This window comes from Phycicoccus avicenniae (genome assembly GCF_018139485.1).
Classification (GTDB): Bacteria; Actinomycetota; Actinomycetes; order Actinomycetales; family Dermatophilaceae; genus Phycicoccus; species Phycicoccus avicenniae.
The window spans coordinates 39,515-65,724 of sequence record NZ_JAGSNF010000003.1; the positions used below are offsets into that span (position 1 = coordinate 39,515).

The window sequence follows — 26,210 nt, forward strand, 5'->3', positions numbered from 1 at the left end:
CGGGCATGGGACGATGGTGCGGATGCCCAGACGACTCCTCTCGCGACGAGACCGTGACCCCGCGACCGGGGACGGCGGTCCGGCCCGCGTCGACCCCCGGACCAAGAACCTCACGAAGCGGCTGAAGCCCGGCGACGTCGCCGTCATCGACCACCAGGACATCGACCGGGTCAGCGCCGAGGCCCTCGTCGCGTGTCGCCCGACGGCCGTCGTCAACGCGGCGGCCTCGATCTCCGGGCGGTACCCCACGATCGGTCCCGAGATCATCGTCTCGGCCGGCATCCCGCTCCTGGACCGGGCGGGGCCTGCCGTCATGGGGCTCAAGGACGGCACGGCCGTACGGGTCCAGGGCGACGCCCTGCTGCGGGGTGAGGACACCGTCGCCGAGGGCACCCTGCTCACCGCGGACGCCGTCCAGGAGGCGATGACCGAGGCCCGGGCCGGGCTGTCCGCCGAGATCGAGGCGTTCGCCGAGAACACGATGGACTACCTCCGCAAGGAGCGCGAGCTGCTCTTCGACGGGGTCGGGGTCCCCGACATCACGACCGACCTCGAGGGCCGGCACGTCCTCATCGTCGTGCGGGGGTACCACTACAAGGAGGACCTCGAGATCCTCCGCCCGTACATCCGTGAGTTCCGTCCCGTCCTCATCGGCGTCGACGGCGGGGCGGACGCCCTCATCGAGGCGCGGCACACCCCGGACCTCATCGTCGGCGACATGGACTCGGTGTCCGACGAGGCCCTGCGCAGCGGCGCCGAGATCGTCGTGCACGCCTACCGCAACGGCAGAGCGCCCGGCCTGGAGCGGGTCAAGGCCCTCGGGGTCGACCCGGTCGTCTTCCCCGCGACGGGCACGAGCGAGGACGTCGCCATGCTCCTCGCCGACGACAAGGGGGCGACCCTCATCTGCGCGGTCGGCACCCACGTCACCCTCGTCGAGTTCCTCGACAAGGGGCGGTCCGGGATGGCGAGCACGTTCCTCACCCGGCTGCGGGTCGGCGGCAAGCTCGTCGACGCCAAGGGCGTCAGCCGCCTCTACCGCACCCGGATCTCCTCGTTCAGCGTCGGGCTCATGCTGCTCGGCGGGGTGCTGGCCCTCGGGGCCGCGCTGTGGGCCACGGCCGGCGGTCGCGCCGTGCTCGAGGTCCTCGGTGCCCGTATCGACGACCTGTGGACCGCCATCGGAGGGCTCTTCACGTGATCGACTTCCGCTACCACATCGTGTCCATCGTCTCGATCTTCATCGCGCTCGCGGTGGGGATCGTGCTCGGTGCGGGACCGCTGCAGGGCGAGATCGGCTCGACCCTGCAGAGCGAGGTCGCGGGCCTGCGCGACGACAAGACCGCGCTCAACGAGGACCTCGACCGGGCCCGGGCCGAGCTCGACCAGAGGGACGCCTACCTCGCCGCCGTGTCCGGGCGGGTGCTCCAGGGAGCGCTCGAGGGCCAGCGGGTCGCCCTCGTCGTGCTCCCCGGGGCCGACGGTGCCGTCAGCGAGTCCGTCGTCGAGGCCGTGGACTCCGCGGGTGGCCGGGTGACCTCGACGACCTCGGTCGCGAACGAGTGGGTGACCCAGGAGGCCGAGGCGGCCGCGTCCCGGGACGAGCTCGTCGCCGAGGTGGCGTCCGGCGCGGGCGTCGACCTCTCCTCGGGCGGGGACGGTCGTCCCGAGGACGTCCTCCTCTCCCGGTTGCTCACCCGCACCGCGACGCTGGGCGACCTCGGTCCCGACGACGGGGTCGCCGCCGAGGCGATGCAGCGCCTCGCCGAGGGCGGGGTCCTGTCCTTCGACGCCGACGAGTTCTCCCGCGCCGAGATGGCCGTCGTCGTCGGGGGCGCCGTGACCGACGGCACCGAGGAGGAGCAGCAGGCCGTCGCCGAGCGCTGGGCCGGGCTCGCGGACACGCTCCAGGTGGCCTCGCGGGGCGCCGTCGTCGCGTCCGACACGAGCGCGGAGGCGGAGGGGGTCTCGGTCGTCGCGACGGTGCGGGACGACGCCGACGCCGCCGACACGGTCTCGACCGTCGACGACGCGGGTGACCCGGCGGGGCTGGCGAGCGTCGTCTTCGCCCTCGTCGAGCAGGCCGGCGGAGGATCCGGCCACTACGGCGTCGGCCCGGGCGCGGACGCCCCGTTCGCCCCCGTCCCGGGGTCGTGAGCGGCGGGCGCGCCCTCGTCGCGGGTGCCGTGGCCGCAGCCGCGGCCGGCGTGGGCGGACGGCTCCTCGTGCGCACGGTCCGCTCCGACCGCTGGCGCCGGACGAACCACGCCGGCGACCCAGTGACCCTCCTCGAGGGCCCGGCCCTCGTCGCCGGGGCCGTGCTCGGCAGCGTCGTCGCGGGTCCGGCAGGGGTCGTCGCCGCGGCCGGGGCCGGGGCCCTCGGCGCGCTCGACGACCTGGCGGGCGACGGGTCGTCCAAGGGGCTCCGGGGCCACCTCGGCGCCCTCGCGCGTGGTGAGGTGACGACCGGGGCGGTCAAGGTCCTGGGGATCGGCGTCACCGGGCTCCTCGCCGCCGCCGTGGCCGACCGGCGACGGGCCGACCGCACGACCGCGGACCTCCTCGCCGCCGCCGGGGTCGTCGCCGGCAGCGCCAACCTCGCCAACCTCCTCGACCTGCGGCCGGGGCGCGCCCTCAAGGTCACCGTCGCCGCGGCCCTGCCCCTGGCACTCACCGGACCGGGCCCCGGCCGGGCGCCGGCGGCCGCCGCCGTCGGCGCCTCGCTGGGGGTCCTGCCGGACGACCTCGCCGGCCGTTCCATGCTCGGCGACACCGGGGCCAACGCCGCGGGGGCGCTCGTCGGGCTCGCGCTCGTGGAGCGGACCGGCCGGTCGGGGCGCCTGGCCGCCCTCGCGGTGCTCGTCGCCCTCACGCTGGCCTCGGAGCGGGTGAGCTTCACGGCGGTCATCGAGTCCACCCCCGGGCTGCGCGAGGTCGACGCGTGGGGACGGTCCGCCCGATGACGCGGCGCCAGGTCGCGACGGGGATCGCGGGGGCGGCCGGCCTCATCGCCGCCGTCACCCTGCTCGCGCGGCTCGCGGGCTTCGCCCGCTACCTCGTCTTCGCCGACTCGGTCCGCAGCGGTGGGGTCGGCGAGATCTACCAGCGGGTCAACGCCCTGCCCAACGTCGTCTTCGAGGTCGCGGCCGGCGGCACCCTGGCCGCCGTCGCGGTCCCGCTCATCGCCCACCGCATCGGCAGTGGCGAACGGGAGCGGGCCGACGAGGCCGCCTCCGTGCTGCTCACGTGGGTGCTCGTCGTCCTCGTGCCGCTCGGGGCCCTCCTCGCGCTGCTCGCGCGCCCCGTCTCGAGCCTCCTCGTCACCGGGGACGACGCGCAGGCCCTCGGCGTCGCGGTCCGACTCCTGCGGATCTTCGCGGTCCAGGTGCCGCTCTACGGGGTGGGGATCATCCTCACCGGCCTGCTCCACGCCCACCGCCGGTTCCTCACGGCGGCGCTCACCCCGCTGCTGTCCTCGGTCGTCGTCCTCGCGACCTACCTCTGGTACGGGGCGGTCGTCGACGGCGAGACGGCCCCCGGCCTCGTCCCGGACGCCGCGGTGTCGGTCCTGGCCTGGGGCACGACCCTCGGGGTGCTCGTGCTGTCCCTGCCGCTCCTCGGTCCCGCCCTCGCGACCGGGTGGCGCTGGCGCCCGGCCTTCCGGCTGCCCCCGGAGGACGTGCGCAGGGTCCGCTCCCTCGCCGTCGCCGGCGCGATGGCCCTCGCCGCCCAGCAGGCGGCCGTCCTCGTCACCGTGTGGCTCTCCGGCGCCGCGGGCGGGGACGGGGTCTTCACCGTCTACACCTACGTCCAGGCCGTGTACCTCCTGCCGTACGCGATCCTCGCCGTCCCCGTCGCGCAGAGCGCCTTCCCGGACCTCGCGACCCGGACCGGCGCGGGCGAGGACGCGAGCGAGACGCTGTCCCGCGCGCTGCGGGCCGTCCTCGCGCTCACCGGCGTGGCCGCGGGGGTGCTCATCGCGGCGGCGCCGGCGCTCGGCGCCTTCTTCCGCGTCCTCGACGCCCGGGACGGGGTGTCGTCCTCGCCCGAGGCGCTCGCCGCGATGCCCACCGCGGTCATCGCCTACGCCCCCGGGGTCGTCGGGTTCGGGCTCGTCGCGCTGCTCACGCGCGCGCTGTACGTCCGAGGTCGCCCCGTCGACGCCGGCAGCGCCACCGCCCTCGGCTGGGGGATCGCGGCGGGGCTCCCGCTTCTCCTCCTCGCCGGAGGCGCCGGTCCCGCGCTCACCCTGTGGACCCTCGGGGTGTCCTCGACGCTGGGGATGACCGTCGCGGGCCTGTCGCTCGGCCTGCTGGTCCGCCGCGCCTGGGGGCCCGCGGCCGTCGCCGGGACCGGGCGCACCGTCGGCACCGTCGTCGTCGTCCTCGCCGTCGAGTGGGTCGTCGGCGACCTCGTGACCCACGGGCGCTCGATGGAGTCCCTGCCCGAGGCGCTGGGCGTCGGCGTCGCCGCCGGGGCCGCGGCGCTCCTCTCCGGGGTCCTCGTGCTCTTCGTCGGCGACCGGTCGATGATGCGGGAGATCCGGGCCCGCGGACGGTCCCGGCGCCGGGCGGGCTCAGCCCGATGAGGGTCCTCGTCGTCCTCGGGACGAGCGCCGGCGGCGTCGGGACGCACGTGCGCGGTCTCGTCCGCCGGGTCGCCGACGCCGGGCACCACGTCGTCGTCGCCTGCCCCCGGGAGGTCGAGCGCACCTTCGGCCTCGGCCGCTGGGCGCACGTCGTGCCGCTCGAGACCTCCGACCGGCCGCACCCGGTGCGCGACGCGCGCGCGGTCCGCGAGATCGCCTCCCTCTCCCGGGGGGCCGACGTCGTCCACGCCCACGGCCTGCGCGCGGGAGCGCTCGCCGGCCTGGCCCTCGTCCGCTCGTCCGCGCCGCTCGTCACGACCCTGCACAACGCCCCTCCCGGGGGCCGCGCGACGGCCGCCGTCTACGCCGCCCTCGAGCGGGTCGTCGCCGCCCGCAGCGATCTCGTGCTCGGGGTGTCGGCCGACCTCGTCGAGCGGATGCGGGCCCTCGGCGCCCGGCGGGCGCGGCTCGCCGTCGTCCCGGCGCCACCCCCGCGGGCCCCGGCACGGGACCGGCACGAGGTCCACGCCGAGCTGGGCATCGGGAGCCGGACCGCCCTCGTCGTCGTCGTCGCCCGTCTCGCGGAGCAGAAGGGTCTCGACGTCCTCCTCGACGCGCACCGCGAGCTGCGCGGGGTCGACCTGCTCACCGTCGTCGCCGGCGACGGCCCGCTGCACGACCGGCTGCGGCGCCGGATCCACGAGGAGGACCTGCCCGTCCGCCTCCTCGGCCGCCGCGACGACGTGCCGGACCTGCTCGCCGCCGCGGACGCGGTCGTCTCCAGCGCGCTCTGGGAGGGCCAGCCCGTGGGCCTCCAGGAGGCGCTGCACGCGGGGGCGGCGATCGTCGCCACCGAGGTCGGTGGGACGGCCGCCGTCGTCGGGGACGCGGCGCTCCTCGTGCCCGGCGGGGACCCGGTGTCGCTCGCCCGCGGGATCCGCGACATCGTCCTCCACGGCGTGGTCCGTGACGACCTGCGCTCCAAGGCCGTCGAGCGGGCCGACCGGCTGCCGGACGAGGACGACGCGCTCGCCGACGTCCTCGAGGCGTACGCGTCGGTCGGTGCCGGTGCGTCGCCCGACGGGCGGTCCACCGGATGACGTATCGTTGAAGCCCGTGGTGCTGCAGACGAAACAGATCTTCGTGACCGGAGGCGTCGCCTCATCACTGGGCAAGGGCCTCACCGCCTCGAGCCTCGGACATCTCCTGCGGGCCCGCGGCCTGCGGGTGACGATGCAGAAGCTCGACCCCTACCTCAACGTCGACCCCGGAACGATGAACCCGTTCCAGCACGGCGAGGTGTTCGTCACCGACGACGGGGCCGAGACCGACCTCGACATCGGCCACTACGAGCGCTTCCTCGACGTCAACCTGCGCGGTAGCGCGAACGTCACGACCGGTCAGGTCTACAACCGGGTCATCACCAAGGAGCGTCGCGGGGAGTTCCTCGGCGACACCGTCCAGGTCATCCCGCACATCACGAACGAGCTCAAGGAACGGATGCGGGCCCAGGCCGCCGGGTCGCCCGGGGTCGAGGACCACGACGCGCCGGACGTCATCATCACCGAGATCGGCGGCACCGTCGGCGACATCGAGTCGCTGCCCTTCCTCGAGGCCGCCCGCCAGGTGCGCCACGACCTCGGCCGGGACAGCGTCTTCTTCCTCCACGTCTCGCTCGTGCCCTACCTCGCCCCGAGCGGCGAGCTGAAGACGAAGCCGACGCAGCACTCGGTCGCCGCCCTGCGCCAGGTCGGTATCCAGCCCGACGCGCTCGTCCTGCGCGCAGACCGCGAGATCCCCGAGTCGATCAAGCGCAAGATCAGCCTCATGTGCGACGTCGACAACGAGGCGTGCGCCGCGGCGGTCGACGCCCCGAGCATCTACGACATCCCCAAGGTGCTGCACCGCGAGGGCCTGGACGCCTACGTCGTGCGCCGCCTCGGGCTCGTCTTCCGTGACGTCGACTGGACCGACTGGGACCTCCTCCTCGGGCGGGTGCACAACCCCGAGCACGAGGTCGAGGTGGCGCTCGTCGGCAAGTACGTCGACCTCCCGGACGCCTACCTCTCGGTCACCGAGGCCCTGCGCGCCGGCGGCTTCCACCACGACGCCCGGGTCCGCATCCGCTGGGTGCCGAGCGACGACTGCGAGACCGACGCCGGGGCGCAGCGCGCGCTCGGCGGCGTCGACGCCGTCCTCGTCCCCGGGGGCTTCGGGGTCCGGGGCATCGAGGGCAAGCTCGGCGCGCTGCGCTGGTCCCGCGAGCACGGGGTCCCGACGCTCGGCATCTGCCTGGGGCTGCAGTGCATGGTCATCGAGTACGCCCGCACCGTCGCCGGCATCGACGGCGCGAGCTCGACGGAGTTCGACCCCGACTCCCCGGCCCCCGTCGTCGCGACGATGGAGGAGCAGAAGGCGTTCGTCGAAGGCGCAGGCGACCTCGGCGGCACGATGCGCCTCGGCAGCCAGCGCGCGCACCTCGTCGCCGGGTCGGTCGTCGCCGAGGCCTACGGGGACACCGTGGCCGACGAGCGGCACCGGCACCGCTACGAGGTGAACGAGGGCTACCGGGAGCGGCTCGAGGACGCCGGGCTCGTCATCAGCGGCACCCACCCGGACCTGGGTCTCGTCGAGTTCGTCGAGCTGCCCCGCGAGGTGCACCCCTACTACGTCGCGACCCAGGCGCACCCGGAGTTCAAGTCCCGCCCGACCCGTGCGCACCCGCTCTTCGCCGGGCTCGTGGGGTCGGCCATCGAGCAGCAGCGCTCGACCCGTCTCGTCGAGGTGGAACGGCCGCGGGTGTCCGAGACGGCGGACAGCGGTGCCTGACCCGGAGCCGCTCGAGGACCGGCTGGGACGACGACCGGTCCTGGAGTCCCGGCTGGCGTTCGAGGGCCGGGTCTGGGACGTGCGCCGGGAGCGGGTCGACCTCGGCCCCGCGGGCGTCGTGACGCGCGACTTCGTCGACCACACCGGCGCGGTGGCCGTCCTCGCGCTCGACGCCCAGGACCGGGCCGTCGTCATCCAGCAGTACCGCCACCCCGTGGGCGCCGCCGACTGGGAGATCCCGGCCGGACTCCTCGACGTCGACGGCGAGCCCCCGCACCTCACGGCGGCCCGTGAGCTGGCCGAGGAGGCCGACCTGCGCGCCGGCCGGTGGTCCGTCCTCGTCGACCACTGGTCCTCGCCCGGCGGCTCGAGCGAGAGCCTGCGGACCTACCTCGCGCGGGACCTCACCGAGGTGCCCGAGGAGGAGCGTCACGAGCGGCACGGCGAGGAGCTCGGGATGCCGACGCGCCGCGTCCCCCTCGGCGAGCTCGTCGACGGGGTCCTCGAGGGCCGGCTGCACAGCCCGACCCTCGTCATCGCCGTCCTCGCCGCGGACGCCCTCCGCCGCCGTGACTGGGTGGGGCTGCGCCCCGTCGACTCCCCGTGGCCGCAGCGGAGCCCCGGTCGTGGCCGCTGAGCCCTGCCCGTGCGGCGGTGCCCCGGTGGGTGCGTCCTACGACGCCTGCTGCGGGCCGTACGTCTCGGGCGCCGCATGGGCCCCGACCGCGGAGGCGCTCATGCGCTCGCGGTACACCGCCTACGACCGCGGGGCCGGCGACCACCTCTTCCGGACCTGGCACCCGCGGACCCGCCCTGCGGACCCCGACCCGGACGACCGCGTCCGCTGGGTGGGGCTGCGGGTCGAGGCGACCGAGGACGGCGGCGCCGACGACGACACCGGGGTCGTGGAGTTCCGCGCCCAGTGGGTGAGCGCCGACGACGGTCCCACGCGCCGGGGAGAGCTGCACGAGCGCAGCGTCTTCACGCGGCGGGCCGGCCGCTGGATGTACCTCGCCCCGGAGTGACGGCCCCGGCCGTCCCGGTCACTGGTAGCTGACGAACCAGGGCGTGGGGGAGACCTCCGCGACCGTGCGGGCCGGGGTGAGCATCGGGGCGTCCTCGTCCTCGAAGTTCTTCCAGCCCAGCCACACCCCGTCGGGCAGGTCGGCCGTGAGGGCGTCCCACGTGTCCTGCTTCTGTCCCTGGCTCCCCTGACCGTCGGCGTGGACGAGCCACTGGACGGCGTCGAGCCCGGTCTCGAGGTCCTCGCGGTCGCGGATCATCGAGGTGCGGAACTGGTGGAGGGTGAGGACCTTCGGCGGCAGGTCCTCGGACCGGACGAGCTCGTCGAGCCAGCGGCCGACGGCGTTCACCTCGTCGATGCCGACGCTGCCGACCCGCTGGAGGGGCAGCTCGTCCGGGCCCAGCCGCCACTCGGGGTCGAGGGCGAGACCGACGTGCGGCCTCCGCAGCAGCGTGGTGTAGCGCCGCGCCTGGTCGAGGAAGCTCGAGCGGCCCGGCTGCAGGTCGAGGACGACGTAGATCCCGGCCTCCTCGGCCGCGTCGACCCAGGGGCGGAGGGTCTCGACCGGGGTCGGCTGCGAGTACGTGCCGTCGCCGCCCGCGCCGGCGGTCGCGACCGTCGCGATGAGCTCGAAGGCGGGCACGACCTGCTCGTCGAGGAGCGGGTCGTACTCCCGGGCGATCGCGCGGGCGCGCTCGACGGACGCCGCGGGGCCCTGCTCCCCGAGCATCCCGAGGCCGGCGGTCGACGGGTGGCCGTAGAGCGCGACCATCCGCCGGCCGGGGAAGGGCAGGAGGCCGCCGCCCGGCAGCTCGGGGGCGGCGCGCGCGGTACGCACCCGTGCCGCGAAGTGCTCGCCGAGCGCCCCGACGCCGACGACGACCCCGCGGGGCCGGGACCGCAGGCCCGCCCGGGCGTCCGGTCCGCTGCGGGGGTCGGGGTCCTCGAGGGGCACCACCTCGGCGGCGCAGCCGGCCGCGACGACCTCGAGGACCGCACCCGGGTCGGCGTCCGGCCCGTGGAGGAGGAGCCCGGGGTCGCCGGACCGCCGTGCCGGGAGCCCGTCCGGCACGGTGCCGGGGTCGTCCGGGTCCACCTCGCGCACCTCGAGGTCCTCCCGGGAGGCCACGTCCGCGGGGCTGTCGGTGCCCGACAGGAGCAGGACGGTCCGGACGCCGAGGCGGTCGAGCTCCTCGGAGAGCCCCGGGCCGTCGACGAGGACCGGCAGTGCGTAGCGGGCCGCGACGGGGGCCGCGGTCGCTGCCCAGGCGTCCTGGGCGGGGACGACGACGACGGCCGAGGCCCGCTCCAGGAGCGCCCGGACGAGCAGCAGGGGGTCGGCGCGGTCGAGGAGGTCGGCGGCGGGGCCGGAGCGCAGGACGACGGTGTGCGGCGGGACCTCGGCGTCGGGCCCCTCCGTGGGCGAGCACGCCGCCGTCGCCCCGACCCCGGCGACGCCGGCCGCGAGGCCGACGCCGGAGCGCAGGGCGGTGCGGCGCGGGATGGTCGTCACGTGGTCCTCCGGTGGGGTCGTCGAACTCCACCGTCGCACGGGGGGCGTCCGCGCGGCACCCCGGTGTCGTCCCCGGGTGGTAGACCGGTCCCGTGGAGCTGGAGAACGTCGCGATCGACGCCTGCGACCCCGGGCTGCTCGGTGCCTTCTGGGAGGGCCTGCTCGGGGGGACCCGGATCACGGACGAGCCCGACCTCGTCGAGACCCGGGTCGTCGCGCCCGGCGGGGCCGCCCTCGACGTGTGCGTGCCCCGCGTCCCCGAGCGGCCGCCACCGGCGCCCCGGCTGCACCTCGACCTCGCCGGCGGACGTGACCAGGACGCCGTCGTCCGGCAGGCGCTGGCGCTCGGGGCCCGTCCCCTCGACATCGGTCAGGGCGACGTGCCCTGGGTCGTGCTCGCGGACCCGGAGGGCAACCCGTTCTGCGTCATGGAGGAGCGCGAGGTCTACGCGGACGCCGGCCCGATCGCCGCGCTCCCGCTCGACTCCACCGACGCCGACCGGGACCTCGCGATCTGGCGGTACCTCTCGGGATGGGTCGAGGAGCCCCGGTCCCCGCTGCCGGCACTGCGCCACCCCAGCGGGTGCGGGCCGCTCCTCGAGCTGTGCCCGCACCCCGTCCCGAAGGACCCCGGGGTGAAGAACCGCCTGCACCTCGACACCCGGCTCGCCCCGCACGAGGACGTGGACGACGTCGTCGCGCGGGTCCTGGCCCTCGGCGGCGGGGTCGTCGACCACCCGTGGGGCGACCTGCCGTGGCCGGTCCTGCACGACGCCTCGGGCAACGAGGTCTGCGTCCTGCCCGCCCGGACCTGACGGCTCAGGCCTCCGGACGGCGCGGACGCAGCCGCCCGAGCAGCCGGGCGGCCAGTGGCGACGGACGCTCCGCCGCGGCCGCCGCGGCCGCCACCTCCGGGGGAGGCGGCGGGCGGTCGTCCTCGTCGCGGGCCGGGCGGTGCACCACCCGGGCGACGTCGACCGCCGCGTCGATCCGCTCGACGGCGTCGGCGGCGAGGGACTGCGCGCCGGGCTCCACGCGGATCTCCGTGCCGTCCTCGCCGACGAGCCAGCGCCCCCCGTCGTCGAAGGCGACCATCGCCGAGACCGCGTCGAAGCGCACGGCGGCGGTCAGCCCGCCGTGCCGCACCGTCACCCGGTCCGCGCGCACCTCGGGCACGCCCTCGGCGTCCCCACCGCTCGCCGCGAGCAGCGCCTCGTGCCATCCCGCCCACGCGAGCCCCATCTCGGGGACCTGGGCGAGGGCGCTCGCGTGGAAGGCCTCGGCCGCGGCGGCGACGTCGCGGGAGCCGACGGCCGACAGGGCCCGCTCGTCGTCCTCGACGGGGCCGTCCTCCCGGGGGTGGCGGCTCAGCAGCAGGTCCCGTGCCGCCGCGACGACGTGGTCCACCTCGCCGCGACGCCGGAGCACGGCCGTCCGCGCCGTCGTGAGGGCCGCGCTGTCGACCGGGGCCCAGCGCAGCCGTGCCAGCTGGTCGACGAGCTCGCCGACCGCCTCCGCTCGGCGGCCCGGGACGCAGTGCGCACGGACGACGACCGTGGCGTCCTCGCCGTCGCGCACGTCGTACTGCGCACCCGCCCGGGTGCAGTAGCCGGTCCGCTCGCGCAGGGAGGCGTCGAGGGCGGTGTCGAGCAGCTCCGCGAGCAGGACGGCCGCGGCCGACCGCGGGACGACGGCGGTGACGAGCAGGACGTCGCTCTCCGGGCTGACGAAGAACGCGGGGGTGTCGGCGAGGGGCTCCGGGACGGGGGGCAGCGGCTGGCGCATCCCGTCCGGCAGCGGCAGCGGGATCGTCTCCGGGGAGCCGGGGCCGCGGAACCACACCACGACGTTGTCCCGGGTGAAGGTCTCGGTCGCCCACAGCCGGACGAGGTCGGGGTCGACCTCGGACAGGCCGAGCTCGGGGTAGGCCGACAGGCCGTAGCCGCGGGCGCCGTAGCGCAGCTGCTGGGTGCGTCCACCGACCGGGCGGTCGTGCACCGTCTCGGCCGACAGGACCGACTTCTCCGTGTCGAGGTGCTGGGCGGGCAGGTCGCGGAGGGTGGCGCACACCTCGGTGACGAAGCGCGAGACCTCCTCGAACGTGCCGTCGGCCCGCAGGACGGTGTGGTTGGCGAGGACGTCGAGGTGGTGGTGCACCTCGCCGGGGGGCAGCGCGGCGAGGGCGAGGTGCCCGACGACGTGGGTGAGGCCGCGGACGGCGAGGGTCTCGTCGGCCCAGCCCACCCGGAAGACGAGCCCACCGCTGCACGTCCCGCCCGTCGTCGGCAGGTGGACCGCCGGGACCCCGGCCACCTCGGTGCGCACGAGGCTCATCGGCGACGTCCTTCCGCGAGGGCGAACTCCCGGATCGTCAGGAGGTCGGCGTGGTGCTCGTGGACGCTGGACCAGGTGCGGGCGTCGACCGCCGCCCCGAGCGCCCGGAAGTGACCGGCGGAGCTGGCGCGCCGCCCGGCGAGCCCGAGGAGGACGGCGAAGTCGGTGTGGGCGGCGACCCAGCCGTAGCGCGAGGGGCACGGGGCGGCCGCGAAGCGGGTCGCGGCCCGCTCGATGTCGTCGATGACCCCGGGGACCCGGAGCGAGGCGATGCTGCGATCCGGACCCTGGGCCAGCCAGGCCGCGAGGTACGTCGCCGCGAGGAGGGCGTGGGCGTCGCTGCCGTCCGGTGCGTGCTCGCTCGCGCTCGTCGCGGCGTCCAGGACGCCCTCCCAGGACCCCCCGCCGCGAGGGCGCAGGCACTCCAGGAGCACCCGCCTCCCCGGCACGTGGTCCGAGGCGGCCGCCTGGAGGCGGTCGTGCCGCCGCAGCGCCTCGCCCGCGGGCAGCCGCGCGTCCCGCGCGGCGACGAGCCGCAGGTACCACGCCGTCGGGTTGCCCGGGTCCTCCGCGCAACGGCGCACGAGCGACGCCTCGGCCGTGACCCGGGCCGTGGAGTCGCCCAGGGTCAGCCCGCGGGCGGCGGCGAGCACCCGCACGGTCGGGTCGTCGTCGTGCTCCTCCAGGGCCTGCCCGAGCGTGCCGTCCGGGTCCTCGGCACGGGCGAGGACGAGGACCGCGACCGTGTGGTCGACGACGTCGCGGGCGCGCAGCACCTCGAGGAGCTCGAGGACGGCCTCGAGGTCGCCGTCCCGGGCGTGGGCGCGCAGGACCCCGAGCTCGGGGAAGATCTCGGCCAGGTCGCCCTGGGGAGCCGGAACGCTCGCGTCCATCGGGCGCATCGTAGGCGCTGGCGGCCCTGCCGCGCGTGCGGACCGGCCGAGCGCCCCGGAATCCGGTTCGGGACCGCGGTCCCGCGTCCGTAGGATGGCGACGGCCGTGCCGCCCGACGGCGGCCCCGGCGTCCCCGCACCCGAGACGAAGGAACCCCGACCGTGCTCCGCACCCACGAGGCCGGCACGCTGCGTGCCGCCCACACCGGCCAGACCGTCACCCTCTCCGGCTGGGTGGCGAAGCGGCGCGATCACGGGGGAGTGGCGTTCGTCGACCTGAGGGACGCGAGCGGGGTGGTCCAGGTGGTCGCCCGCGACGAGGTGCTCACCGGCGCCGCGCACGACCTGCGCAGCGAGTACGTCGTGCGCGTCACCGGCGAGGTGACCGCCCGCGACGCGCACAACGTCAACGCCGACCTGCCGACCGGCGAGGTCGAGGTCGTCGCGACCGAGATCGAGGTGCTCAACCCGAGCGCACCGCTGCCGTTCCAGGTCGACGAGCGCGTCACGGTCGGCGAGGAGGCGCGGCTCAAGCACCGCTACCTCGACCTGCGCCGTCCCGGCGCCCGGTCGGCGGGCCACGCCCTCCGGCTGCGCTCGAAGGTGAGCCAGGCCGCGCGGCGGGTGCTCGACGCCCGCGACTTCGTCGAGATCGAGACCCCGACCCTCACCCGCTCCACGCCCGAGGGCGCCCGCGACTTCCTCGTGCCGGCCCGGCTCGCGCCCGGCTCCTGGTACGCCCTCCCGCAGAGCCCGCAGCTGTTCAAGCAGCTGCTCATGGTCTCCGGGATGGAGCGGTACTACCAGATCGCCCGCTGCTACCGGGACGAGGACTTCCGCGCCGACCGGCAGCCCGAGTTCACCCAGCTCGACATCGAGATGTCCTTCGTCGAGCAGGACGACGTCCTCGAGCTCGGCGAGGCGATCGTCTCCGAGATCTGGGAGCTGATCGGGGTCTCCCTCGAGGCCCCGTTCCCGCGGATGACCTACGCCGAGGCGATGCGCCGCTTCGGGACCGACAAGCCCGACCTGCGCTTCGGCCAGGAGCTCATCGAGTGCACGGACTTCTTCGCGGACACCTCCTTCCGGGTCTTCCAGGCGGACTACGTCGGGGCGGTCGTCATGCCGGGTGGGGCGGGCCAGCCCCGCAAGCAGCTCGACGCCTGGCAGGAGTGGGCCAAGCAGCGTGGTGCCCGCGGCCTCGCCTACGTCCTCGTGCAGGAGGACGGCACGCTGGGCGGACCCGTCGCGAAGAACCTGTCCGAGGCCGAGACGGCCGGGCTGGCTGCGCACGTCGGGGCCGAGCCGGGCGACTGCGTCTTCTTCGCCGCCGGGGCGACCCGCTCCTCCCGCGCACTGCTCGGCGCCGCCCGCCTCGAGATCGGGAAGCGCTGCGGGCTCGTCGACGAGGACGCGTGGAGCTTCCTGTGGGTCCTGGACGCCCCGCTCTTCGAGCCTGCCGACGAGGCCGTCGCCGCCGGTGACGTCGCGGTCGGCGCCGGGGCCTGGACCGCGGTCCACCACGCCTTCACCTCGCCGAAGAAGGAGTTCGAGGACACCTTCGACGAGCGGCCCGGCGAGGCGCTGGCCTACGCCTACGACATGGTCCTCAACGGCAACGAGCTCGGCGGCGGGTCGATCCGTATCCACCGCCGCGAGGTCCAGGAGCGGGTGTTCGCGGTCATGGGGCTCTCCGAGGAGGAGGCGCAGGAGAAGTTCGGCTTCCTCCTCGACGCCTTCCAGTTCGGGGCGCCCCCGCACGGCGGCATCGCCTTCGGCTGGGACCGGATCGTCATGCTGCTCGGCGGCTACGACAGCATCCGTGACGTCATCGCCTTCCCGAAGTCCGGTGGCGGGTACGACCCACTGACGGACGCGCCGGCGCCGATCACCCCGGAGCAGCGCAAGGAGGCCGGCATCGACGCCGCGCCCGCGACGGACGCCCCGCCGCAGGGCGACCCCGGCGTCGGTCCGCACCGGAGCTGACCGTGGGCTCCCGCACGGGGGTGCGCGCCCTGCTGTGGGACGCCGACGGGGTGCTCCAGCACACCGCCGCGGGGTGGCGGGACGTCCTCGACGCCGCGAACGGTGACGGCTTCGCCGAGGCCGTGTTCGCCGCGGAGGGACCCGCCCTGCGCGGGGAGGAGCCGTTGCGGACGGCCCTCACCCGGGTGGTCGACGCCTGCCCGGACGCCGGGGTGGGCGTGGACGACCTTCTCGGGCTGTGGGAGCGGGCCGTCCCGGACGTCGACGCGCTCGCGCTCGTCGACGAGGTGCGCGCCTCCGGTGTCCGCACGGTGCTCGCGACGAACCAGCAGGACCACCGGCGGGCCTGGATGCGCGACGTGCTGCGGACGGACGACCACTTCGACGACGTCTTCTACTCCTGCGAGATGGGGGTCGCCAAGCCCGACCCGGCGTACTTCCACCACGTCCTCGACCGGCTCGGCCTGCCGCCCGCGGAGACCGCCTTCGTCGACGACCTCCAGGCCAACGTCGCGGCCGCGGCCGGCCTCGGGATCGCCGCGGTGCGGCACGACCCGGCCTCCGGGTCGGCGGCGCTGCGCCGAGAGGTCCAGCGCCTCCTGTCCTGAGAGGAACAGGGAGCTGCCCGCCGCGCGAGGGGTGGTGCGCGACGGGCAGCGTGGTCCGGTGGGGCGGAGGAGGAGGTCACCCCGTCGGACCGTCCCGCGTCACCGCGCGAGGAACTCCAGGAGGGTGGAGGTGAACTCCTCCTTGTGGGAGACGTTGATGCCGTGCGGACCGCCGACGACGGTGTGCAGCTCGGCGCCGGTGACCTGCTCGGCCGTCCGGGCGCCGGAGACCTCGAGGGGCACGATGCCGTCGCTGTCACCGTGGATGACGAGCGTGGGGACGGTCGTCCGCGCGAGGCCGCCGGAGAAGTCCTCGACCCACGAACGGATGCACTGCACCGCCGCGTGCGTGTCGGCCTGCTTCGCGAGCGCCAGCGCCTCCTGGCGCTCGGCCTCGGTGACCTTGAGCTCGTCGTTCGCCGTGAAGAAGTCCGTGACGAACCCGTCGAGGAAGCCGTCCGGGTCCTTCGCGAGGTCGGCCTGCATCCCCTCGACGGTCTCGTCGTCGAGGGCGCCGTCGGGGTGCTCGGCGTCCTTCTTCAGGCACGGGGGCACCGCCGCCGCGTAGACGACGCTGTGCAGCCGGGACTCACCGACCGTCTCGATGTAGCGCGCGACCTCTCCGCCGCCCATCGAGAACCCGACGAGGCTGGCGTCGGTGAGGTCGAGCTCGCGCATCACCGCGTCGAGGTCGCCCGTCAGCGTGTCGTAGTCGTAGGAGGAGGCCTCCCCGGGCTTGTCGGAGCGACCGAACCCGCGACGGTCGTAGGTGACGACCCGGTACCCGGCCTCGCGCAGCGCGCCGACCTGGTCGTTCCACGACTCGCCGGACAGGGGCCAGCCGTGGATGAGGACGACGGGACGGCCGGTGCCGCCGTGGTCGTCGTAGTGGATGTCGACCGAGCCGTTGGTCAGGGTGGGCATTCTGTCTCACCTTCCGTCGGAGGCTGTGCTGACACCTCCACCCTAGGCACTCTGACCTGCGATGTCGAAGGTTCGTCGAGGGAATATGGCGGACGGGTCGGGCGTTGACGGCTCCTCAGGTCGGCCGGTCGACCCACCGGCTGCGCCACTCGACCGCGGTGCGGAAACCGAGCCGCTCGTAGAGCCCCCGGGCGACGTCGTTGTCCGCGTACATGCCGAGCACGCAGGCCCCGGTCGTCGCGACGGCCTCCCGGGCCAGGGCCGCGGTGACGGCGCGTCCGAGGCCCTCACCGCGGTGCTCCGACTCCACGGCGATGCCGGACAGCACCGGGACCCCGGCGGCGGACGGCTCGGCGCACCCGCACGCGACGATCCGGTCCTGGGTCCGCACACCCACCCAGCGCTGGGCGTCCCGGACGAAGGGCTGACCGTGGGTGCGCGGGCTGGCCCGCGTGAGCAGCGCCGTGAGCTCCTCGGCGTCGGAGGCGTCGCACGGGAGCACCCGCTCCTCGCCGTCGACGTGCGGCGGCGGGGTCGTGGTCCACATCCAGTCCCAGTCACCGCCTCGGTCACCGAGGGGGACGAGCCGCTCGACGAGGTCGTGGAGCGCGCGGGGGCGCCCGAGGTGGTGGAAGTCGCCGGTGGCGAACCAGTCGAGCACCGCCCGGTCGCCGAGCAGGACCTCGAGGGCGTCGGCGTCGCCGAGGACGGAGGCCCCGGGCACCCCGTGGTCGGAGCGTCGGGGGAAGGCGACGGCGGAGCCGGTCGGCGTCGTCGCGGCCCAGGCCGGGCCCCGGAAGCCACGCCCGACGTCGAGCTCGACGACCGGGTGACGCCCCGAGGCCTCGAGCAGCTCCTCGTAGGTGTCCAGCCGCCGGACGCTCACCCCGCTCACGGGGGCCAGCATCGCACGGGCGCGCGCACCGCCCGTCAGGGCCGGTGGCTAGCCTCGGTCGGGTGAGCCAGGACGGGAACGACCTCTTCGGCGCGGCCGCCCGCGGCGGTGGTGACGGCGACGCGCCGGGACCGATGGCGCCGCTCGCCGTCCGGATGCGCCCGCGGACGGTCGAGGAGGTGCGCGGCCAGGGGACGGTGCTGCGCGCCGGCAGCCCGCTGCGCCGGCTCATCGAGGGCAGCGGGGGAGCGGCCGGACCGCTCTCGGCGATCCTCTGGGGTCCTCCGGGCACCGGCAAGACGACGCTCGCCCACCTCGTCGCCACCGCGGCCGACCGCGAGTTCGTCGAGCTGTCGGCCGTCACCGCCGGCGTCAAGGACGTCCGGTCGGTCATGGACGCGGCCGCGCGCACCCGCGACCTGTACGGCCGCCAGACCGTCCTCTTCCTCGACGAGATCCACCGGTTCACCAAGGCCCAGCAGGACGCCCTGCTCCCCGGGGTCGAGACCCGCCAGGTCGTCCTCGTCGCGGCGACGACCGAGAACCCGTCGTTCTCGATCATCGCGCCGTTGCTGTCGCGCTCGATGCTCGTCACCCTCGTCCCGCTCGGGGACGAGGAGGTCGCCGACGTGCTCACCGCGGCGACCGAGGACGAGCGCGGCCTGGCTGGGGCCTACCGGCTCGCGGGGGACGCGCGTGAGCACCTCGTCCGCCTCGCGGGCGGCGACGCCCGGCGGGCGCTCACCTTCCTCGAGGCCGCCGCCGGGGTGGCCGACGACGACCTCGCCCCGGGGGCGGCGCGGCCGGACGTCGTCGAGGTGACGCTCGCCCACTGCGAGCAGGCCGTCGCCCACGCCGCCGTCCGGTACGACCGCACCGGGGACCAGCACTACGACGTCGCGTCGGCCCTCATCAAGTCGATGCGCGGCTCCGACGTGGACGCAGCCCTGCACTACCTCGCCCGGATGCTCGAGGCCGGCGAGGACCCGCGGTTCATCGCGCGCCGGGTCGTCATCGCCGCCTCCGAGGACGTCGGGCTCGGCGACCCCACGGCCCTGCAGAGCGCCGTCGCCGCGATGCACGCCGTCGCCCAGATCGGCATGCCCGAGGCCCGGATCGTCCTCGCCCAGGCGGTCGTGCACAACGCCCTCGCCCCGAAGTCCAACGCCGCGTACACCGGGATCAACGAGGCGATCGCGGACGTGCGGGCCGGTCGGGGCGGACCCGTCCCGCTGCACCTGCGCGGCAGCGGCTACGGCGGCGCCGACCGGGTGGCGCAGGCGTCGGCGGCGGCCGCGGGCCGGGAGCGGGCCCCGGCCTACGTGTACGCCCACGACGCCCCCGACGGTGTCGCCGCGCAGCAGTACCTGCCGGACGACCTCGCGGGGCGCACCGACTACTACCGCCCCACCGACCGCGGGTTCGAGGCGCGGCTGCAGGAGCGGTGGCGCTGGCTGCGGGACCGGCTCGGCCGCTGACCCGCTCGCTGCCCGGCCCGCTGGCTACCGTGGGGCGATGGACCCCGACGCGGTGCTCGCCGCCCACGAGCAGCAGCTGCTCGCCGACCTCGCGGAGCTGACCCGCGCCCCCGAGGACGTCGGCAGCATCTCCTTCGGCAAGCGGGTGGGGGAGGGGACCTCGCTCGCCGTCGACCGACTCACCGCCGTCGCCGTCCAGGAGCGGCTGCTGGCCGCCCTCGAGCAGGTGCGCGCCGCCCGGGCGCGGGTCGCCGACGGCACGTACGGCCGGTGCGAGGTGTGCGGGGTCGAGATCCCCGCCGAGCGCCTCGAGGCCCGGCCCCTCACGAGCCGGTGCGTGGCCCACGCGTGACCCCGGAACCGAGGCGACGACCCGCTACCACCCCTTGTAGGGTCGGACACCATGACGGTGACGCTCGGAGGGATCGCGGGGCTCGTCGCCGCGCTCGCGTTCGCCTACCTCGTCGTCCGCGTCGCGGGCCTGCTCGGCAAGGCCGGCCGGGTCCTCGACGAGACGCGCGAGAGCCTGCGCACGACCACCGACAGCGTGCAGCCGACGCTGCGCGGCCTCACCGACACCGTCGGCCTGACCAACGACCAGCTCGCGCGGGTCGACGCCATCACGAGCAACGTCTCGACGATGACGACGAACGCGTCCGCGCTCACCTCGGTCTTCGCCGCCTCCGTCGGCGCCCCGCTCATCAAGGTCGCGGCGTACAGCTACGGCGTGCGGGTCGCGCTCGGCTCGCTGCGCCGGGGGTCCTCGTGACCCGCCCCGCACTGCTCGTCGGTGCCGCCGTCGTCGTCCTCGGGACCGGGTACGCCGTGGGCCGGATCCCGGTGGTGCGGCGGTTCGTCGGCACCGTCCGCTCGGCCGCCGCCGAGCGGGAGAGCGCGCTGCGGTCGGCCGTCGAGACCGCCGTGCGCACCGACGCCACCGTCCGGGCCCCGCGGCACGCCGCGGGCTCCCGCGTGCCCGACCTCGGGGTGCGCGCCGGCTGGGACCGCGACGGCGGCGCGGTGCCGCCCGGCGAGGCCGACCCCGGCCGCTCCCTGACGCCCGACCAGGCGCGCGACCTGCTCCTCGACCCCGCGGGTCGGCACGGCGCCGGACGCCGAGCTCGCCGGGGGCGCTAGCCCCCGCCTCCGCACGCCCACCCCTCCCGTGCCCGGCCCGGCATACGATGTCCGGCGCCCGTCGCACGGCCCGAGACCCCAGGACACCCCATGGACACCGCCGAGATCCGCCGCCGCTGGCTCGACTTCTTCGGTCAGCGCGGCCACACCGTCGTGCCGAGCGCCTCGCTGCTGCTCGACGACCCCAACCTCCTGTTCGTCAACGCCGGCATGGTGCCCTTCAAGCCGTACTTCCTCGGCCAGGAGAGCGCCCCGTACGACCGCGCGACGAGCGTCCAGAAGTGCGTGCGCACCCAGGACATCGAGGAGGTCGGCAAGACCTCGCGGCACGGCACCTTCTTCCAGATGAACGGCAACTTCTCCTTCGGCGACTACTTCAAGGAAGGGGCCATCGGCCTCGCCTGGGAGCTCGTGACGACGCCGCAGAGCGAGGGGGGCTTCGGACTCGACGCCGACCGGATCTGGCCGACGGTCTACGAGGACGACGACGAGGCGTTCGAGATCTGGCACCGGCAGGTCGGGGTGCCGGTCGAGCGGATCGTCCGCCGTGGGAAGGCCGACAACTACTGGCACATGGGGGTCCCGGGTCCGGGTGGTCCCTGCTCGGAGATCTTCTACGACCGGGGTCCCGAGTACGGCCCCGACGGCGGACCGGCCGTCGACGAGGACCGGTTCATGGAGTTCTGGAACCTCGTCTTCATGCAGTACGAGCTGTCGGCCGTGCGGTCCAAGGAGGACTTCGACGTCCGCGGCGAGCTGCCGAGGAAGAACATCGACACCGGGATGGGGCTGGAGCGCATCGCCTCGATCCTCCAGGGCGTCGACACCATGTACGAGATCGACGAGGTCCACCCCGTCCTCGTCCGGGCGGCCGAGATGACCGGCAAGCGGTACGGCGAGTCCTCCGGGCACTCGGCGAGCGAGAGCCACCCGGACGACGTCCGGCTGCGGGTCGTCGCCGACCACGTCCGGTCCTCGCTCATGCTCATCGGCGACGGCGTGACGCCGGGCAACGAGGGCCGCGGCTACGTGCTGCGCCGGATGCTGCGCCGGGCGGTGCGCTCGATGCGCCTCCTCGGTCACGAGGACCCCTGCCTGCCGGAGCTCCTCCCGGTCTCGCTCGAACGGATGGAGCAGTCCTACCCCGAGCTGCGGACCGACTGGGACCGGATCAGCCAGACCGCCTACGCCGAGGAGGAGGCGTTCCGGCGCACGCTCGCCGCGGGCACGACGATCCTCGACACCGCGGTGCAGCGGACGCGCTCGGGTGGAGGGAGCGTCCTCGCCGGCGACCAGGCCTTCGCGCTCCACGACACCTACGGCTTCCCCATCGACCTCACCCTCGAGATGGCGGCCGAGCAGGGCCTCGAGGTCGACCGTGCGGGCTTCGCACGGCTCATGCAGGAGCAGCGCCAGCGGGCCAAGGACGACGCCCGGTCGAAGAAGTCCGAGCACGGCGACGTCAGCGTCTACCGCGGCATCGCCGACGCGCTCGGCGGTCCGGTGCAGTTCACCGGCTACCAGGAGGTCGTGTCCGAGGGGCGGGTCGCGGGCATCCTGCGCGACGGCGCCCCGGTGACGTCCGCGGTCGCCGGCCAGGACGTCGAGCTCGTCCTCGACCGCACGCCCTTCTACGCCGAGGGCGGTGGGCAGCTCGCCGACGGCGGGCTCGTCCGGCTCGACGGCGGTGCCCTCGTCGAGGTCCGCGACGTCCAGTCGCCCATCGGGGGCCTCGTCGTCCACCGGGCGACGGTCGTCGACGGCGAGGTCGGGACCGGGGAGCGCGCGCTCATGGAGGTCGACATCGAGCGGCGCCGGTCCATCTCCCGGGCGCACACCGCGACCCACATGGTCCACAAGGCGATCCGCGAGGCGCTCGGGGAGACCGCGACGCAGGCCGGCTCGGAGAACTCGCCCGGACGCTTCCGGTTCGACTTCCACGCCTCGTCGGCGGTCCCCGCGTCGGTGCTCGCCGACGTCGAGGCCCGGGTCAACGCCCTCCTCCTGGACGACCTCGCGGTGCACGCGGAGGTCATGACCCAGAAGGAGGCACGGGACGCCGGCGCGATGGCGCTCTTCGGGGAGAAGTACGGCGACGCCGTCCGGGTCATCTCGGTCGGCGACTGGGCCCGCGAGCTCTGCGGCGGCACGCACGCCGAGCGGACGACCCAGCTGGGGCTCGTCACCCTCCTCGGGGAGGCGTCGATCGGCTCCGGCGTCCGCCGGGTCGAGGCGCTGGTCGGCACCGACGCGTTCTCCTTCCTCGCCCGCGAGCGGGCGATCGTCGGTCAGCTCACGGAGCTCGTCAAGGGCCGCCCGGAAGAGCTGCCGGAGCGGGTCGGTGGACTCATGTCGCGCCTCAAGGAGGCCGAGCGTGACCTGGACCGGCTGCGCAAGGAGCAGCTCCGGGCGGCGGCCGGCTCGCTCACCGACGCCGCCCGCGACGTCGGCGGGGTGACCTTCCTCGCCCACGACGCCGGCGAGGCGGACGCGGGCGACGTCCGCTCGATGGTGCTGGACCTGCGTGGGCGGCTGGGCACCGACCGGCCCGTCGTCGTCGCCGCCACCGGCGTCGCGAAGGGACGGCCGGTCGTCGTCGTCGCGACGAACGAGCCGGCCCGGGACCGGGGCGTCACCGCCGGCGAGCTCGTGCGGGTCGCTGCCGGCGTCCTCGGCGGCGGCGGCGGAGGCAAGGACGACATCGCCCAGGGCGGCGGCCAGGACCCGACGAAGGTCGGTGAGGCGCTCGCCGCGCTGGAGTGGCGGGTCGGGGAGATCGCCGGCTGATGCCGGGTCCGCAGGACGCGGCACTGCGGGGCGTGCGCGTCGGGGTGGACGTCGGGTCGGTCCGGGTCGGCGTCGCCGCCAGCGACGTGGGTGGGGTCCTCGCCACCCCCGTCGAGACCGTCCCCCGGAGCTCCGACGAGCCGCCGCGCGCCGGCGACGCCGACGTCGAGCGCATCGCCGAGATCGTGCGGGAGCGTGAGGCGGTGCGGGTCGTCGTCGGGCTCCCGCGCTCGTTGTCCGGGGCCGAAGGCCCTTCCGCTCAGCGCGCACGCACGTATGCTGGCGTGCTGGCGGCGCGCGTCACCCCCGTCGAGGTCCGCCTCGTCGACGAGCGGCTCACGACGGTCGACGCGCACCGCACGCTCCGTGAGAGCGGTGTCCCCGGTCGGAGACAGCGCGCGGTGGTCGACCAGGCCGCCGCCGTCATCATCCTCCAGGCGGCACTCGACGCGGAGCGGGCCAGCGGGTCACCGGCCGGTGACCCGGTGACAGGGCGGCGACGCAAGCCGCGGACGAAGGGCACGACGACGTGAGCCACGACTTCACCGACACCATCTTCGGTGACGAGGCGGAGCGCCCGACCCCCAGCTCGCGCCGCGAGATCCACGGACGGCGACGCAAGCCGCCGCGGCGCCGTGGCCGGTGGGTCGTGCTGCTCGTCGCCGTCGCGCTCATCGGTGGGGCGGGCTACGGCGCCTACAGCGTCGTCGGCCCCGTCATCGGCGGTCTCGCCGGCGGCTCCTCCGAGGAGGACCTCGACTTCGACGGACCCGGCGAGGGCCAGGTCGAGGTCGTCGTCGCCTCCGGCAACACCGGCGAGGAGATCGCCACCATCCTGCGCGACGCCGGGGTCACCAAGTCCCGGACCGCCTACCTCGAGGCGGCGGCCGCCGACCCGCAGGCGGCGGCGGGCATCCAGCCCGGCACCTACGTCATGCGCGAGGAGATGCGGGGGGCGGACGCCTTCCAGGTCCTCGTCGACCCGGGGAACCGGGTCGCCGAACGGGTGACGATCCGCGAGGGGTTGTGGGTCGACGAGACCTTCGCCCTGCTGTCGGAGTCGACCGGGATCCCGGTGGAGGACTACGAGGCGGCCGCCGAGGACCCCGAGGCGCTCGGCCTGCCGGACGCCGCGGACGGCGAGCTCGAGGGCTGGCTCTTCCCGGCCAGCTACGAGTTCGGCGACGAGACCAGCGCCGCCGACCAGCTCTCCCGGATGATCGAGGGCACGGTGTCGGCGCTCGAGGACGCGGGCGTGGAGCAGTCCGACCGGATGCGCGTCCTCACGATCGCCTCGATCGTCGAGGGTGAGGTCAACGGGGACGCCGACCGGGCCAAGGTCGCGCGGGTCATCCTCAACCGGCTCGAGGGCGGCCCGCCGAGCTACGGGCTGCTCCAGATGGACTCGACCGTGCACTTCGTCGCCCAGGAGCGGGGCCGCGCCGGGACGACCGACGAGCAGCGCAGCTCCGACAGCCCGTACAACACCTACCGCGCCGAGGGCCTGCCCCCGGGACCGATCAACAGCCCCGGTGCCGCGTCGATCGAGGCCGCGGCCGACCCCGAGGAGGGCGACTGGGTGTACTTCGTCGCCGTCAACCCGGACACGGGGGAGACCAAGTTCGCCTCGACCGACGCCGAGCACCAGGCCAACGTCGCCGAGTTCCAGCAGTGGTGCCGCGAGAACAGGGACCGGTGCTGAGGGCCGCGGTCCTCGGGTCCCCCGTCGCGCACTCGCTCTCCCCGGTCCTCCACGGCGCGGGGTACGCCGCGCTCGGGCTCACCGACTGGGACTACGGGCTGCGCGAGGTCGGGGCCGACGAGCTCGCCGGGGTCGTCGCCGACCTCGACCCGACGTGGCGCGGGCTCTCCCTCACGATGCCGCTCAAGGAGGCCGCGCTCGAGGTGGCGAGGACCGTCTCGGCGACGGCACGGACCGCCGGCGCCGTCAACACGCTCGTCCGGCGGGCCGACGGCGGCTGGGACGGCGACAACACCGACGTCGTCGGGGTCACCGACGCCCTCGCACCGGTCCTGCCCGGAACCCCGGAGCGGGCGCTGCTGCTCGGGGCGGGGGCGACGGCCCGCTCCTGCGTGCTCGCCCTCACCCGGCTCGGCGTGCGCACCCTCACCGTCCGCGCGCGTGACACCGGCCGGGCGGCCGACCTCCTCGCCTGGGCGATGGACGGCGGCACCGGCATCCGCAACGGCTCGGTCGCGGGCATCGACCCCTGGGTGACGACCCGCGACGACGTCGTCGTCTCGACCGTGCCCCCGGCCGCCGCCGAGCGGGTCGCCGCGACCGTGCCCGCCACCCACTCCGGCGTCTTCCTCGACGTCGTGTACGCCGACTGGCCGACCCTGCCCGCCCGGGCGGCGGCCGCCGCCGGGATGCGCGTCGTCTCCGGCTTCGACATGCTCCTGCACCAAGCCGCCGCGCAGTTCACGATGTTCACCGGGCACGCGGCGCCCGTCGAGGACATGCGGGCCGCCGGGCTGCGGGCGCTCGGGGCGGGCGGGTGACGCCCACCTGGTGGGCCCTCGCGGGGTGCGCCGTGGCCCTCGGTGCCGTCGGGCACCTCACCGGTCGCGAGCTGGCGACGGGCGGCTACCGGATCGTCGAGGACGAGGCGGTCGGTCCCCCGGGCCGGGTCTGGTGGACCGGCCCCCTCACCGCCGCCCTCACGGTCGTCGCCGTCCTCGCGGTGCTCGCCCGGACGGGGGAGTGGGCCGCGGTGCCGGCCTTCCTGCTCCTCGCCTGGCTCACGACCGGCCTGGTGTGGATCGACCTCGACGTGCACCGGCTGCCGGTCGGGCTCGTCGTCCCCACCGGCGCGGCGCTCCTAGTCCTCCTCGTCCCCGCGAGCCTCGCCACCGCGGACGGGCGCTGGCTCGGCGCCCTCGTCGGCGCGCTCGTCATGGGCGGGGTCTACCTCCTCCTCGGCATCGTCCCGGGCGGGGGTGTCGGTGGCGGCGACGTGCGGCTCGCCCCGGTCCTCGGAGCGCTCCTGGGGTGGCTCGGCGCGGACGTCCTCGTCGTCGGCCTCGCCTCCGGCTTCCTCGTCGGTGGGGTGGCGGCGGCCGCCCTCCTCGCCCTGCGCCGGGTCGGGCTGCGCTCGCACATCGCCTACGGCCCCGCGATGTGCCTCGGGGCCTGGGTGGGCGTCGGCGCCGGCGACCGCATCCTGACCGCCCTGCTCGCCGGCTGAGAGCA

The 26,210-nt window shown here is 75.5% G+C and carries 25 protein-coding genes; 20 read left to right on the forward strand and 5 right to left on the reverse strand.

What is annotated here, in order from left to right; genetic code table 11:
- Nucleotides 1-22: 22 nt before the first annotated feature.
- Genes steA through KC207_RS02175 form a run of 8 tightly spaced genes read left to right on the forward strand, consistent with a single transcriptional unit; the run spans nucleotide 23 to nucleotide 8,442 of the window.
- Nucleotides 23-1,201, forward strand: a complete 1,179-nt coding sequence (gene steA, locus KC207_RS02140; protein ID WP_249138506.1) for a putative cytokinetic ring protein SteA — start codon at nucleotides 23-25, stop codon at nucleotides 1,199-1,201.
- On the forward strand, nucleotides 1,198-2,157 hold the full coding sequence (locus KC207_RS02145) for a copper transporter (protein WP_211601262.1): 960 nt from the start codon (nucleotides 1,198-1,200) through the stop codon (nucleotides 2,155-2,157). The genes steA and KC207_RS02145 overlap by 4 nt, the downstream gene beginning before the upstream one ends.
- Nucleotides 2,154-2,963 (forward strand): hypothetical protein, encoded by an 810-nt coding sequence (locus KC207_RS02150; RefSeq protein ID WP_211601263.1) that lies wholly within the window; start codon nucleotides 2,154-2,156, stop codon nucleotides 2,961-2,963. Before KC207_RS02145 ends, KC207_RS02150 begins: the two co-directional genes overlap by 4 nt.
- Nucleotides 2,960-4,588, forward strand: a complete 1,629-nt coding sequence (murJ, locus tag KC207_RS02155) for a murein biosynthesis integral membrane protein MurJ (RefSeq protein ID WP_211601264.1) — start codon at nucleotides 2,960-2,962, stop codon at nucleotides 4,586-4,588. Before KC207_RS02150 ends, murJ begins: the two co-directional genes overlap by 4 nt.
- Nucleotides 4,585-5,688, forward strand: coding sequence for a glycosyltransferase family 4 protein (locus tag KC207_RS02160; RefSeq protein WP_211601265.1), 1,104 nt, complete (start codon nucleotides 4,585-4,587; stop codon nucleotides 5,686-5,688). Before murJ ends, KC207_RS02160 begins: the two co-directional genes overlap by 4 nt.
- A gap of 16 nt (nucleotides 5,689-5,704) precedes the next feature.
- Nucleotides 5,705-7,417 carry a CTP synthase gene (gene pyrG / locus KC207_RS02165; RefSeq protein WP_211601266.1) on the forward strand — a complete coding sequence of 571 codons (1,713 nt, stop codon included), beginning with the start codon at nucleotides 5,705-5,707 and terminating at the stop codon, nucleotides 7,415-7,417.
- The gene (locus KC207_RS02170) at nucleotides 7,410-8,054 is read left to right on the forward strand and encodes an NUDIX domain-containing protein (protein WP_211601267.1); all 645 of its coding nucleotides are present in this window, start codon (nucleotides 7,410-7,412) and stop codon (nucleotides 8,052-8,054) included. Before pyrG ends, KC207_RS02170 begins: the two co-directional genes overlap by 8 nt.
- The gene (locus KC207_RS02175) at nucleotides 8,044-8,442 is read left to right on the forward strand and encodes a YchJ family protein (RefSeq protein ID WP_211601268.1); all 399 of its coding nucleotides are present in this window, start codon (nucleotides 8,044-8,046) and stop codon (nucleotides 8,440-8,442) included. The genes KC207_RS02170 and KC207_RS02175 overlap by 11 nt, the downstream gene beginning before the upstream one ends.
- An 18-nt stretch (nucleotides 8,443-8,460) precedes the next feature.
- Here KC207_RS02175 and KC207_RS02180 read toward each other — a convergent pair whose 3' ends face one another.
- Nucleotides 8,461-9,954, reverse strand: a complete 1,494-nt coding sequence (locus KC207_RS02180; RefSeq protein WP_211601269.1) for a hypothetical protein — start codon at nucleotides 9,952-9,954, stop codon at nucleotides 8,461-8,463.
- A 92-nt stretch (nucleotides 9,955-10,046) separates the two neighbouring features.
- Between KC207_RS02180 and KC207_RS02185 the strand changes: the two genes are divergently transcribed.
- Complete coding sequence (locus KC207_RS02185) at nucleotides 10,047-10,769, forward strand: VOC family protein (protein ID WP_211601270.1); 723 nt, start codon at nucleotides 10,047-10,049, stop codon at nucleotides 10,767-10,769.
- A gap of 4 nt (nucleotides 10,770-10,773) precedes the next feature.
- On the opposite strand, the gene KC207_RS02190 is transcribed toward KC207_RS02185, so the two are convergent.
- Complete coding sequence (locus KC207_RS02190; RefSeq protein ID WP_211601271.1) at nucleotides 10,774-12,288, reverse strand: peptidase M16 family protein; 1,515 nt, start codon at nucleotides 12,286-12,288, stop codon at nucleotides 10,774-10,776.
- Entirely contained in the window at nucleotides 12,285-13,181 is an 897-nt protein-coding gene (locus KC207_RS02195) for a hypothetical protein (protein WP_211601272.1), read from the reverse strand. Before KC207_RS02195 ends, KC207_RS02190 begins: the two co-directional genes overlap by 4 nt.
- A gap of 162 nt (nucleotides 13,182-13,343) precedes the next feature.
- Here KC207_RS02195 and aspS point away from each other — a divergent pair, with 162 nt between their 5' ends.
- Nucleotides 13,344-15,167: an aspartate--tRNA ligase gene (aspS, locus tag KC207_RS02200; protein ID WP_211601273.1), complete on the forward strand. Its 1,824-nt coding sequence runs from the start codon at nucleotides 13,344-13,346 to the stop codon at nucleotides 15,165-15,167.
- A gap of 2 nt (nucleotides 15,168-15,169) precedes the next feature.
- Nucleotides 15,170-15,775, forward strand: a complete 606-nt coding sequence (locus KC207_RS02205; protein ID WP_211601274.1) for an HAD-IA family hydrolase — start codon at nucleotides 15,170-15,172, stop codon at nucleotides 15,773-15,775.
- A gap of 99 nt (nucleotides 15,776-15,874) precedes the next feature.
- On the opposite strand, the gene KC207_RS02210 is transcribed toward KC207_RS02205, so the two are convergent.
- Both KC207_RS02210 and KC207_RS02215 read right to left on the reverse strand, forming a co-directional pair.
- Entirely contained in the window at nucleotides 15,875-16,699 is an 825-nt protein-coding gene (locus KC207_RS02210) for an alpha/beta fold hydrolase (RefSeq protein ID WP_211601275.1), read from the reverse strand.
- Between the two features lie 115 nt (nucleotides 16,700-16,814).
- Nucleotides 16,815-17,594: a GNAT family N-acetyltransferase gene (locus KC207_RS02215; RefSeq protein ID WP_211601276.1), complete on the reverse strand. Its 780-nt coding sequence runs from the start codon at nucleotides 17,592-17,594 to the stop codon at nucleotides 16,815-16,817.
- A gap of 134 nt (nucleotides 17,595-17,728) precedes the next feature.
- Between KC207_RS02215 and KC207_RS02220 the strand changes: the two genes are divergently transcribed.
- From KC207_RS02220 to KC207_RS02260, 9 genes are all read left to right on the forward strand, one after another.
- A complete protein-coding gene (locus KC207_RS02220) occupies nucleotides 17,729-19,072 on the forward strand; it encodes a replication-associated recombination protein A (protein WP_211601589.1) in 1,344 nt (447 codons plus the stop codon).
- A gap of 37 nt (nucleotides 19,073-19,109) precedes the next feature.
- On the forward strand, nucleotides 19,110-19,424 hold the full coding sequence (locus KC207_RS02225) for a TraR/DksA family transcriptional regulator (RefSeq protein ID WP_211601277.1): 315 nt from the start codon (nucleotides 19,110-19,112) through the stop codon (nucleotides 19,422-19,424).
- A 57-nt stretch (nucleotides 19,425-19,481) separates the two neighbouring features.
- Nucleotides 19,482-19,841 (forward strand): DUF948 domain-containing protein, encoded by a 360-nt coding sequence (locus KC207_RS02230; RefSeq protein ID WP_211601590.1) that lies wholly within the window; start codon nucleotides 19,482-19,484, stop codon nucleotides 19,839-19,841.
- Nucleotides 19,838-20,209, forward strand: a complete 372-nt coding sequence (locus KC207_RS02235) for a hypothetical protein (protein WP_211601278.1) — start codon at nucleotides 19,838-19,840, stop codon at nucleotides 20,207-20,209. The genes KC207_RS02230 and KC207_RS02235 overlap by 4 nt, the downstream gene beginning before the upstream one ends.
- Nucleotides 20,210-20,299: 90 nt before the next feature.
- Nucleotides 20,300-22,996: an alanine--tRNA ligase gene (gene alaS, locus KC207_RS02240; protein WP_211601279.1), complete on the forward strand. Its 2,697-nt coding sequence runs from the start codon at nucleotides 20,300-20,302 to the stop codon at nucleotides 22,994-22,996.
- Nucleotides 22,996-23,529 (forward strand): Holliday junction resolvase RuvX, encoded by a 534-nt coding sequence (gene ruvX, locus KC207_RS02245; protein ID WP_211601280.1) that lies wholly within the window; start codon nucleotides 22,996-22,998, stop codon nucleotides 23,527-23,529. The genes alaS and ruvX overlap by 1 nt, the downstream gene beginning before the upstream one ends.
- Entirely contained in the window at nucleotides 23,526-24,698 is a 1,173-nt protein-coding gene (gene mltG, locus KC207_RS02250; protein WP_211601281.1) for an endolytic transglycosylase MltG, read from the forward strand. The genes ruvX and mltG overlap by 4 nt, the downstream gene beginning before the upstream one ends.
- Nucleotides 24,692-25,519 (forward strand): shikimate dehydrogenase, encoded by an 828-nt coding sequence (locus KC207_RS02255; RefSeq protein ID WP_249138507.1) that lies wholly within the window; start codon nucleotides 24,692-24,694, stop codon nucleotides 25,517-25,519. The genes mltG and KC207_RS02255 overlap by 7 nt, the downstream gene beginning before the upstream one ends.
- The gene (locus tag KC207_RS02260) at nucleotides 25,516-26,205 is read left to right on the forward strand and encodes a prepilin peptidase (RefSeq protein ID WP_211601282.1); all 690 of its coding nucleotides are present in this window, start codon (nucleotides 25,516-25,518) and stop codon (nucleotides 26,203-26,205) included. The genes KC207_RS02255 and KC207_RS02260 overlap by 4 nt, the downstream gene beginning before the upstream one ends.
- Nucleotides 26,206-26,210 lie beyond the last annotated feature (5 nt).